The organism is Gordonia zhenghanii, assembly GCF_021738965.1.
Lineage (GTDB): Bacteria > Actinomycetota > Actinomycetes > Mycobacteriales > Mycobacteriaceae > Gordonia > Gordonia zhenghanii.
The window spans coordinates 1-11,104 of record NZ_JAKKOQ010000023.1 but is presented as its reverse complement, the minus strand read 5'-3'; the positions used below and the strand labels follow the sequence as shown (position 1 = coordinate 11,104).

At 60.0% G+C, this 11,104-nt stretch carries 9 protein-coding genes; 7 read left to right on the top strand and 2 right to left on the bottom strand.

What is annotated here, in order from left to right:
* Positions 1-25: 25 nt before the first annotated feature.
* Both L5G32_RS18695 and L5G32_RS18690 read right to left on the bottom strand, forming a co-directional pair.
* Positions 26-328 (bottom strand): EthD family reductase, encoded by a 303-nt coding sequence (locus tag L5G32_RS18695; protein ID WP_237012589.1) that lies wholly within the window; start codon positions 326-328, stop codon positions 26-28.
* Between the two features lie 100 nt (positions 329-428).
* Positions 429-2,024 (bottom strand): sigma-54-dependent Fis family transcriptional regulator, encoded by a 1,596-nt coding sequence (locus L5G32_RS18690; RefSeq protein WP_237012588.1) that lies wholly within the window; start codon positions 2,022-2,024, stop codon positions 429-431.
* A 397-nt stretch (positions 2,025-2,421) separates the two neighbouring features.
* Here L5G32_RS18690 and L5G32_RS18685 point away from each other — a divergent pair, with 397 nt between their 5' ends.
* The 7 genes from L5G32_RS18685 to L5G32_RS18655 all read left to right on the top strand — a co-directional run bounded on the left by L5G32_RS18685 (position 2,422) and on the right by L5G32_RS18655 (position 10,980).
* A complete protein-coding gene (locus L5G32_RS18685; protein ID WP_237012587.1) occupies positions 2,422-3,867 on the top strand; it encodes an aldehyde dehydrogenase in 1,446 nt (481 codons plus the stop codon).
* Positions 3,868-3,905: 38 nt separating this feature from the next.
* Positions 3,906-4,526, top strand: a complete 621-nt coding sequence (locus tag L5G32_RS18680) for an NAD(P)-binding protein (RefSeq protein WP_308192068.1) — start codon at positions 3,906-3,908, stop codon at positions 4,524-4,526.
* Complete coding sequence (locus L5G32_RS18675; RefSeq protein WP_237012585.1) at positions 4,420-5,826, top strand: FAD-dependent oxidoreductase; 1,407 nt, start codon at positions 4,420-4,422, stop codon at positions 5,824-5,826. The genes L5G32_RS18680 and L5G32_RS18675 overlap by 107 nt, the downstream gene beginning before the upstream one ends.
* Before the next feature lie 56 nt (positions 5,827-5,882).
* The gene (locus tag L5G32_RS18670) at positions 5,883-7,904 is read left to right on the top strand and encodes a hydroxysqualene dehydroxylase (RefSeq protein WP_308192067.1); all 2,022 of its coding nucleotides are present in this window, start codon (positions 5,883-5,885) and stop codon (positions 7,902-7,904) included.
* A gap of 226 nt (positions 7,905-8,130) precedes the next feature.
* Positions 8,131-8,541, top strand: coding sequence for a hypothetical protein (locus tag L5G32_RS18665; RefSeq protein ID WP_237012583.1), 411 nt, complete (start codon positions 8,131-8,133; stop codon positions 8,539-8,541).
* Between the two features lie 279 nt (positions 8,542-8,820).
* The gene (locus L5G32_RS18660) at positions 8,821-9,591 is read left to right on the top strand and encodes an SDR family oxidoreductase (RefSeq protein ID WP_237012582.1); all 771 of its coding nucleotides are present in this window, start codon (positions 8,821-8,823) and stop codon (positions 9,589-9,591) included.
* Between the two features lie 141 nt (positions 9,592-9,732).
* A complete protein-coding gene (locus L5G32_RS18655) occupies positions 9,733-10,980 on the top strand; it encodes a CocE/NonD family hydrolase (protein ID WP_237012581.1) in 1,248 nt (415 codons plus the stop codon).
* Positions 10,981-11,104: the final 124 nt, after the last annotated feature.

The following is an 11,104-nucleotide window of genomic DNA, read 5'->3' as shown; positions in this document are numbered from 1 at the left end:
ACAAGCGTCCGAGGCCTGAATGTGCTCAGGGCTCCCGAACCACGTAGTGGACGATAGTTGCGCCGCCGGTTGCATAGTTCGCGATGTCGGCGGCGGCAGCCTGGCCTTCTTGCGATCCCATACCGGCGGCGAAGGCCTCGGACGACGCGAAGTCTGCGGAGAAGATCGCCCAGAACGGCGCGGGGCCGTCTGCGGTGACGTTGATCGCGAACGTCGGGTTGAGTGCGCCCGGGATCTTCGCGGCGATCGGCAGATGGGTGTCGCGGTAGTACTCGGTGAAATGGTCCGGATCGGATGGTTCGCCGTAAAGCACGTTGACGCGGTACATGTGTCACTCCTATCGGGTGTTGAACTCGGTCAGTCCAATTGTCCTTGCGCGCAAGGGCGTCCGACTGTACCGGTTCGCTACAGTCGGGCGGGATACCCGGTCAGGAAAGGTGGTATCGGCGCATCGCCCGATACAGGGTGGTACGGCTGACGCCGACGCGGGCGGCAGCAGCGCTCTTGACTCCGCCGGTCTTCTCCAACGCGTCGACGATTGCGTCGCGTTCGGCTTGTTCGATCGGAGTCAGATTGCGCCGAGTCTGCGTTCGGTAGCGGTCGGGGATGTCGCCAGCGGAGATGTCGCCGGACGAGCGGCGGGACAGAATGTCGGCCAATACATCGGCGAGTTCGGATAGGTTGCTATGCCAGCGCTGCCTGCTCAGTACATCGAGAGCTTCAGGGCTCATACAGACTGACGAAGGCGCGTTCATCTGGCGCAACAAGGCGCCGATCAGATGTGGGATGTCGGGTCGACGGAACCTCAGGGGAATGAGTTCCACGGTGTCGGTGGCGGCTGCGATCAGCCTGGCGTGCTCGCCGGTGAGTTCGTCGACCGGACATGCGGTCAGAATCACCGCGCCTCGCCGCTCGACTGTGAGCAATGTGCCCGCGAGTCGATGAGCAAGCGACGGCGGCAGGAGGTGGATGTCCTCGATGACGACGGTCCCGTCGGCCGCGAGAGCTCGCTGGAGGTTGCACGCCCATTCGGCGGAGGTCATCGGCAGCGTGTCGCTGGCGGTGAACCAGCAGACCTCGCCGGATCCTACGTGCTGGCCGGCGGTCGTGGTGCGTCCACTGCCAGGCTCGCCACAGATCAACGTGACGCTGACGGTGTTACGGCGATGCACGACGGGTGACGCAGCCGTTCTGAAGGGCTGATCTAACGGATCGAGAGTGATGATGACACCCGCGCCGACTCGAATGACGTGTGCGGTAACGCTCACGCCGGAGTCCAGATGCATGGTGAGCTGTTCAGCTCTGGTTGGCGGATCGTCGGCGATCGCCTGCAGCGCGATGTGGTCCGTCGGGTGGACCAGGCGCGTGGCCCGTGGGTTCGCCAGATAGATGTCGCGCGCAATGGCCATCACCGGTGCTCCGTGTCGCCTGGACACCTCGCGTTCGAAAGCGTCGAGCATGTCGCGCTCGCGGATCGTCGCCATCGCCAGTAAACGCTCCTCGATGTCGTACACCGCGGCGACGAGGAACGGTGCGACCAACGGATTATCGTCGTCGAGGTCGCACGAGATATCGAGAATTCCGGCCGTGCGACGTGTCAACGGATTCGTGATCGGGTGCCCGTGGCACGAGAAACGACGGAGCTGCACCGCGAAGTGTTCGTCGCCGCGCACCGACACCGCGCCGCCGACTTCCAGGACGCTTCCAACCGCGTTCACGCCCGTGAGCTCTTCAGCGAGAGTGCGGCCGGTGACTACGCCAGCACCGTCGACGAGGTTCCGGACTGATCGGTCGCCTGCCCGGATATCGACAACATTGGCCTCGCGGTCGGCGAGCAAGAGCGCGTAGTTGGTTCCGGAAAGCGCGTCCGCGACTCGGTCCAGGATTGGCAGGGCAGCCACCAGCAGGCGGCTGTTCGGGTTCACGTCGACGAGGGGAGGTGCGTCAAGGCAACGGTGCGGATCGAGTCCTGTCGGAATCGAGCGATCCGCTGTGGGATCGGTGAACGGACGATCGGCGGCCATCTGAACTCCCCTGAGATACGGCGCGGATAGCGCGCTGGTGCGCGGGCCCCGGCCCAGTCTCACATTGTGTCACCAGTCACAAGAGGCTCCGTGTACAGAAATGAAACAGTCGTCGAGCCAGCGACAACTGACGTTGTCCCCCACCGATCGACGTACACGCAGCCGCAGCCGATTCGCCGACTACACACGGTCGGTTGGTCGCGTGCGCTGCGTGAACTGTGCCTAAACGAAACAGTCGGCCGTCCGCCAGTACGTAAAGCTCAGTCACAAGAACAGTACCTCGCAGTTTCCGGGCCAGTACCGCGCTCCTATCACGGTGAGCGACCACGGGTCATCTGTCTCAAGCGCAGTACGGACGCCAAAGAGGACCACTCAGAAGAAACGAACGGAGAGGTCAATGACTGCACATCTAACAGAGAAGACGTACACCGACTTGTACATCGGGGGCAGTTGGAAGCAATCCATGGACGGTAGTCCGAGTGCTGTGGTGAATCCAGCGACCGAGGATCAGATCGCGACAGTGACCGCCGCCGGCGCCCGTGACGTCGACGCTGCGGTCACTTCGGCGCGAAAGTCTTTCGACGATCCAGGTGGTTGGTCGAAGTGGAGCGCAGACGACCGGGGTGCGGTGCTCGAGCGTTTCGCTGATGAACTCGAGGCGCGTAGTTCCGACATCGCGCAGGCCGTGACATCACAGAACGGTATGCCGATCAGTCTGTCGAGTGCCCTGGAAGCGGCGTTCCCCGCACTCCTCCTGCGCTTCTACGCGAGTGTCGCGCGGCGAGATCGGACTGAACGCCGCGATGGCATGCTCGGCGGCAAACTCGAGGTGAGACACACTCCGTATGGTGTCGTGGGCGCGATCGCTCCGTGGAACTATCCACAGACGCTGTCGGCGATGAAGTTCGCTCCGGCTCTCGCCTCCGGTTGCACCGTTGTACTGAAGGCGCCGATCGAGACCCCGCTCGACGCACGGCTCACTGCCGAAGCGGCGATCGCCGCCGGGATTCCGGACGGCGTGTTCAACATCCTCCCTGGCAGTGCCGACGCTGGTCGCGCGCTTGTGGCGCACACCGGAGTAGACAAGGTCGCGTTCACCGGTTCGACGGCGACCGGCCGCGCCGTCGGGCGACAGTGCGGCGACCTGCTGCGACCGGTGACGCTGGAACTCGGCGGGAAGTCAGCGGCGATCATCCTCGACGACGCGGACCTCGCGGGTTCGGTCGAGTCCTTGTTCGGAGCGATCTTCATCAACAACGGTCAGACGTGCTTCCGAAGCTCGCGGGTCCTCGCGCCGCGAAACCGGTACGCCGAGATCGTCGACTTGTTGGCATCTCTGTCGGCCGACGCCACAATGGGTGATCCGCTCGATCCGAGGACAGCGGTCGGCCCCTTGGTCAACGGCCGCGCGCGTACGCGCGTGGAAGACTACATTTCGATTGGTCGCCGGGACGGCACACTCGTCACCGGCGGAGGCCGACCAGATCGGCCGGGATACTACGTTCCGCCGACAGTCTTCGCCGATGTACGTAATGACTCCGCGATCGTGCAGGAAGAGATCTTCGGTCCCGTCGTGACCGTCCACTCGTACGACTCCGAGGACGACGCAGTGGCCCTCGCCAACGACTCGAACTACGGACTCGGCGGCACCGTGTGGTCGACGGACCTTGAGCGCGCAGCCTCGGTCGCTCGTCGGGTGGCCACGGGAACGATCGGAATCAACGGCTACACGCCGGATCCCGCCGGGCCTTTCGGGGGAGTCAAGAACAGCGGAATCGGCCGTGAATTCGGACCAGAGGGGTATGCGAACTACGTGCAGTCGCAGACCATCTACTTAGGGTGAGCCAATTGTCGAAGTCAGGTATCGGGCGGGAGTCACAAATGGGAAACGACCGGGATTCGCCATCGACGGGCTCGTCTGACACGGGAGCCTCCGGGATATCCAGGCGCACGGTGCTCAAAGGCATGGGAGTCGGCATCGGCGTGCTGGCAAGTGGATACCCGAGTACATTCCCCGGAATCGCGGCCGCCGTTCCGAGTGGCCGACGTGTAGCAGTCTTCGGGGGAGGACCCGGCGGGATGACCGCAGCGCACGAACTGGCCGAACGAGGCTTCTCCGTCGATCTCTACGACGCCAATGAGCGGCTGGGCGGGATGGTGCGCAGCTACTCTCGTACGCTGCCTAATGGACGCAGGGACTGGCCGATGACCTGCGGAGGACACTTCATACTGCCTGGCTACGCCACGATTCCGGAGATGATGTCGCGAACTCCGGTCGGCAATGGACAGACTGTCCTGGATCGACTGGTGCTGACTCCGCATGGACGGACGGGAGTCTCCGCGAACATCAGCGACCTCGTCGTGGCGATGGGGGGTGCCGACTCGAATCGAGGAGGTGAAGAACTTCTCGGTCGAAGCCGTAACGCAGTCAATCACCAGGTCTTTGTTCGCAATCGGCGGCGGTGCGATCGCCCCGAGCGATATCCCGTTGCTGGCGAGTAAGGTCGCCGCGTGGATCACGTCTGGTCCGAAGCGCCGTGACGGACAACTCCGCAACATCGACTTTGAGCACGATTTCATGCGGGCCCAACACATGGGGCCGGCCGCGCATAGCCTAATAAAGCTACTGTGTGACGTCTTTGCTTGGCGATGTCGAGAGAAGGGCATGGCGACGACGGCCTTCTTGGACTTCCTGGTCGACCCGATAATTCACATGCTCGCTGGTCGGCGGGAGTACTTCAACCTGGCCCTGAAACGTCTTCTTCAGAATCCCGCCGACCCGACATCGGTCATTCAGTTGATGATGGACGGTCCGGAAACCGAAAGGTGGTTCGACCCGTGGGCGAAGTATCTACGCGGGTTGGGAGTGAACTTCCACGCAAGCCACCATCTGACGCGACTTCAGATCGATCGAGGAAAGATAGTCGGCGCTACGGTGAAACACCGAAACGGTGCGGCGAAGCATGTCGACGCAGACTACTATGTTTTGGCGATTCCGACCGATCGTATTCGCGACGTACTGACGCCAGATATCTGTGCAGCGTCGCCGGGGCTACGGAACTTCAACAAACTCTATCTATCGCCCGAGACTGGATTTCAGCTCTTCTTCCGTGACCCGTTACCAGGAGGGTTGGATTTCCTGGGATTCAACCAGAGTATCAACGAGTGGTACTTGGCGCTGATCGGCTTGTCCAGTGTATGGGACTTCGATCTGCGTGAGTACGGCAACGGACGTGCGCAGGGGATGATATCGGTCGAACTCAATTACGGGGCTCTCGAGATGTATCCAGGAGACCGATACGGAAAGCCGATGAAAGAGCTCAGTAAACGGCAGACCCTCCAAGAGATCCGCGCGTCAATCATCAAGAATCATCCAGACGGGAGGGCGCTCTTCAGTGATGGCAATTTTGCGGGTTGGCGAAATCACCCGACGATCGAATGGCGGAACGGCTGGTCAGTTCCCGATAAACGGACGGCGTCTGCACCGGGAACGCTACAGCTGTACCCGAAACAGGAGACATCGATTCCCAACCTCATGCTGGCCTCGGGTAGTACTCGGAACTCTTCGGGAGGCGACTCGATGGATGGCGCCGCTGAGGCCGCGAAACGTGCGACGAATGCGATAATCGAACACTCCGGAGTTCGAGAACACCATGCCTCGCTGCCGTATTACGGGCCACCGCCAGAACTCAAAGTCTTCCAGGACGAGGACGACCGGCGTTACCTCCGCGGTCTTCCTCATATCTTCGACGTAGTGCGCCCTGCGGCACGTCGGACTGAGAACTACCCGAACAGCCGCTAACCGAGTCAACGCACGATTCTTGCCGTCCGGCTCGTGAGTCGGAGGCCTCAATTCGGGTGCCCATTATCTCGATATTAGGAGAAATCTTGCATATTCCAAACACTGAAGATGATGATGGACGGGCCTCGAAGGTTGAACCGTTTCCGCAGCTTCTTTCTACAGGTGTCCCGCGACGAACATTCCTCGCGAGGGTGGGGACTGCCGGTATTTCTGCGGCGGCATTAGCCGCGGGAGTCTCGCCCGCCCTCGCCGACGCGAAACCAAGTGGGACGCGCTCTCGGGGTAGACGGGTCGCCGTATTCGGCACAGGTGTGGCGGGCATGTCGGCGATTCACGAGCTCGTGGATCGAGGTTTCGAGGTCGAGGCGTACGAGCGGTTCGCGATGACTGGTGGGAAGACGCGAGGGTGGTCGATCCCACGGACAGGAACACACGGGCGTCTCGATTTACCGAGCGAGCACGGATTTCGCTTCTTTCCCGGCTTTTATCGCAATTTGACGGATTCGATGCAACGTACTCCGCGCCCCGAGCGAGGCGACACATGCTTTGACTCGCTGAGATGGGCAGACAAATGGCACGGTTTCGGAGCAGCCGCAAGCCTGAGTCCACGATCGGGGATTGCGATCGGTCTGCCATTCAACCTCAACGAGAAGGTCGATCAACGGCAGCTCGGGGACCCAAAATACCTTGCTACGGTATTGATCAAGGCTCTGGGGCTGACAAAAGGTATTGAGATTCGTCAAGTTCCAGAGGTGCTTGAGTTCATTCAACGAATTCTTGTGTACTTGACTAGCAGCGACCTGCGGCGCCACACGCAATGGGACGCAGTGTCGTGGCAGAAGTTTCTGCAATTGGAGGGAAAATCCAATCTGATGCAATTGATTGGAACCGCGATCACCGAGCTGATCCAGTCAACGAAGGCCGCCGACGCATCCGCCCTTTGCGGGGGAAATATATTCGACGCATTCGTTTGGAATGGCCTCGGAGTACAGGACCCGGGAACAACATTCTACTTAGCCTCCCTGTTGGACGGGCCGACCGGTGAAGTATGGATGAACCCTTGGCGGCGTTACATGGAGTCGCGTGGCGTGCGGTTTCACACGAGCACGTCCCTGCACACCCTGACTCTGCGGGGTGATGAGATTGACGGCGCGATCGTCGTCGATAGCTCCGGAGCGCAGCGGCGGGTGGACGCCGACTGGTACGTGAGTGCGATCGGAACACAGCAGCTGGGTCCGATCATCAAGCGCAGTCATCTGGCGGCGAAGGACCCCAAACTCGGTCATATCGGCGGGCTCGGTGCGGGGTGGATGAACAACCTCCAATTCTACTTACGGAAGCCGCCGAGCCTCGCGTATTCTGCCGTCGTAGTTCCCGACCACCCCTGGAGTATGAGCGGATTCTTCCTGGGGTTTCAGTGGAGGGACAGGATCGCAAAGCGATACGGGGACGGATCAGTCCATCAGATCCTCTCGCTGATCGTCTCCCAGTGGGACACCAAGGGCCCGGGAATGACAATTGTGAGTAAGCGAGCCGATAGATGTTCTCGTCAAGAAGTGTTCCAGGAGGTGTGGGGCACACTGAAGGAACGGTTCGGTGACCTGGACCCCGCGTTCAGGGACGACAATCTGATCCGCTGGACGATCGACCCGGGAATCACCTGGTCGGAGGGCAACCACGGCGTCGTCCGAAACAGCGACCCGCTTTCGACGAATGAGGTGAATACCTGGGACCGACGGCCCGCGGGGCCGACAGGAATCAAGAACTTCTTTATCGGTGGTGACTTCAATGCGACGTATCTCTACGTTGGAGCGATGGACTCAGCGGCCGAAGGTGGCCGGCAGGCCGCTCGCGCGGTGGTGGAGGCGTCGGGGCGTAAGGCGAAGGACGTCGAGGTCTTCCCGTATCTCAAGCCTGCGGCGATGAACGGGATCTGGGCCGAAGACAAGCGGCGCTACCGAAGAGGTCAGCGGAACATCTTCGACACGCCGGCTTCCGCGAGACGCAGTGTGGTGGCTGATCTGTCGCCGGTGGTCGTCGACGCTGCGTCGATGGCTGGTCTGCACCTGCCGAAATGACTAAGTACGTCGGCGAAAGTGTCCAGAAGTGGAACATCCGGCATGCGGTTCGGCGCGCACACTGGACCGAGGTCACGAATACCGCGGACGGTCGCGGTCCATCGAGGGAGCGAAAGTGACGAACGATTACATGAAGACCTCGTGAGCAGATATTCATGATCAATTATCGGCCGAGTCGACTGGTCCAACGGGGAAAGTCTACTCGTGGCGAGAATGAACTTCCGTCATGAGCGTGGTGCAATTTGCAATGTCAGCAATACTTGGTGGGATTATCGGTGCGATGGCCGTGCGGTTTGCGATCGACTTTCCCTTCGGTCACGCAATCGTGGTCGTGATCGCAGCTGCAGTTATTGGAGAGGTAAATTTGTGGCGTAAGGATCGGGTGGAATCGAGTCGCCAGGTAACCGATCTTGAGGCGGATTTCCCGACAGTCAACGGTGTCGGCGCCCGCGATACTGCACGGCTGGCTGTCATCGCTATTGCAGGCGGGGTTATTGGCACCGTCGGATTCCGTTCGACGATGTACGTCCCTTTATGGAATTTCGTAATGCTCTCCGTCGTGGTAGTCACACTGATTTGTATAGTGCTTCATTGGTGTAGGTTGCCCGTACGCGGTGTCGCTATCGGCGGACCTTGACGTCGCGATCCGTTGTGAAGCGTGATCATAGGCGAAGTCATTTGAAACAGGGGTGGAAGATGGATGATAGTGAGACCGTGAAGTGGGGTATCGATGGGGTGGATTACGAATTTACGTCAACGCCATGGGGCGCGGAGGTGTTTCGTAGGCACGTAGCGGAGTATGTAGCGATATCGCGAGCTGCGAAACTCGGTGGTCGAAACTATTATAGTCCCGAGCGCGGAATCCCGATAAGGTCTGTTCTTACCCATTCCCAACACGAGAGTTGACGAGTATTTTATGTCCGCAATCTTCATATCCGGGGGAGCGTCTGGTATTGGCCGCGCGACGGCCATCTATTTTGAGTCGAGGGGGTGGAGTGTTGGAGTATACGACAACGATGAAGAAGCACTGGCCCAACTGAAATCAGACTTTCCGACAATTGTTGTCGGAGTACTCGACGTGCGAGACTATCACCAGTGGGAAACTGCACTGGCTGACTTTTGCGAACCTCACGGCGGATCTCTCGATGTTCTCGACAACAACGCGGGAGTGGTATCGGCGGGAGAGTTAGAGGATATTTCTGCCGACGACATCAAGCGACAGATCGATATCGACGCATTGGGTCTCACGTACGGAGCAAAGGCTGCTCTGCCTTACCTTAAGGTGGCGCGAAGGTCTCACCTTGTGAACGTCAGCTCAGCATCAGCGATATACGGTCAGCCAGGGCTCGCGACCTATAGTGCAGCGAAGGCATTTGTTTCGGCCATGACTGAAGCCCTCGATCTGGAGTGGGAGAAGCACGGGATTCGCGTCGTCTCCATTTGGCCGCTCTGGACTGAGACTCAGATGGTCAATGAATCCGTCAAGAGCACCCAGACGCTGGGGGTCCATCTCACCCCCGACCAGGTTGCGGAGAAGATATGGCTGTCGACGAACCCGACTCTTGTCGGCCGGATGAGTCGGCGGATTCACTACTCGGTTGGAATTCAGACAATACTCATGGCCAACGCCAGCAGGTGCGTGCCACGTTTCGTCGTCCGGTTCGTTAACAAGGTATTGAGTCAGTAGATCGGGTGAAGATTGTCCTGCGGCAACAGGTTTCCGATGAGTGATTGACGGGTTGAGGAATTGCCCCTTGACAAAGTTACTTGCGAGTCATGTCATTATATGACGTCCGTCACATTGATTCCTGGCTGAATCGTCGGCCCGGTGATTGGCAAGGTCGCGCTCTGCGGCTGTCCGTTCGAGTTTTGTCAAATTCGAGGTGAAGAAGTGTCAGGAATTATCCGGTTCGTTTCTGTTGTGGTTGTCACGGTGCTGACTGTGACGTTGGGATTTATCGCACCACCGGTTCAGGCGGATTCTGTTGGGATCGGTCTCAGTAATCCGGGTTGGATCAAGACCCATAACTCCCCGCGGCAGCGACATGGTGGGATCTCGCTATCGACGAGTGTGCCGATCCGCATGTCCGACGGGACCGTTCTTCGAGCCGACGTGTATCGTCCGGCTGATCGGGTAGGTCGCGCGGCGCGAGAGAAGATGCCGGTCATTGTCAGCATGACCCCGTACAGCAAGCTCGTGACCATGATTGCGGCAGTCGGTGGCAATATCCCGGGCATCTCGCGACCGTTGTTCAACTTACTTGGGAGCATCAGCCTTCACGGCACTCCTATATCGGGAACAGAGCGGTTACTCAAACTCGCGAAAGGTGGGATTCCGAGTCTGTTCAGTGTGGACCCACAGCTGGTCCGCAGCGGCTATACCCAAGTCGTTGTCGACGTGCGCGGCACTGGCGCGTCGCAGGGGGTGTGGGACGTCTTCGGCCCACGAGAGCAAAAGGACACTCTAGAAGTGCTGAAGTGGGCACGTACCCGCTCCTACTCTGACGGTGACCTCGGAATGAGCGGGTACTCGTACTCGGCGATCAATCAGCTACAAGCAGCGTCGGAACGCCCCAAGGGGCTTAAAGCCATCTTTCCTGCCGCACCGATGACCGACATCGTCGCCGACGTCGTCGCACCTGGATCGGGCTACGGTGCGGGGTTCTTGGCGTTGTGGTTGTTCCTGGTCAACTCGACCAAGGTGGTTCCGGATCTGCCTAGGCTCCTTCGTGGTCAGTTCGACCCCAAATGGCTGGCCGACCGTATCAACCATCCGATCGTGTTCGTCCCTGAATACCTCCAAGGACTCACCACGCCGTCGGTCGGAGATCTGAGGGGCCGGACCAAGGAGATCGTTCAGCTGCAATCTCGATATCGAAAGGCGCTGACCACCGACGCTGCGCGGGTGCAGGTTCCGACGTTCGTCCTCGGTGGCTGGCAGGACCTGTTCACAAACATGGAGTGGCGCGCGCTAGATCAGCTCAGCGGTGTGCCGGCCGACCGCAAGAAGCTGGTGATGAGCACCGGCCAGCATGTGACGAACGGTTGGGACATGGGGAGCCGGAACGAGCCGTGAATCGTCCCGGGTTTGATGGAGACAGGTTTTACCGGAAGGGACACTTGTTTCATGCCTCGCCCATCGAAGTACTCGAAGGAGTTGCGGGATCGTGCCACGCGGATGGCCATCGACGCCCGCAAGG

Bases quoted from the DNA above. Each gene is read 5' to 3' on its own strand.
- L5G32_RS18665 (WP_237012583.1), top strand. From the start codon at position 8,131: ATGAGCGTGGTGCAATTTGCAATGTCAGCAATACTTGGTGGGATTATC.
- L5G32_RS18660 (WP_237012582.1), top strand. From the start codon at position 8,821: ATGTCCGCAATCTTCATATCCGGGGGAGCGTCTGGTATTGGCCGCGCG.
- L5G32_RS18680 (WP_308192068.1), top strand. From the start codon at position 3,906: ATGGGAAACGACCGGGATTCGCCATCGACGGGCTCGTCTGACACGGGA.
- L5G32_RS18685 (WP_237012587.1), top strand. From the start codon at position 2,422: ATGACTGCACATCTAACAGAGAAGACGTACACCGACTTGTACATCGGG.
- L5G32_RS18695 (WP_237012589.1), bottom strand. From the start codon at position 328: ATGTACCGCGTCAACGTGCTTTACGGCGAACCATCCGATCCGGACCAT.
- L5G32_RS18690 (WP_237012588.1), bottom strand. From the start codon at position 2,024: ATGGCCGCCGATCGTCCGTTCACCGATCCCACAGCGGATCGCTCGATT.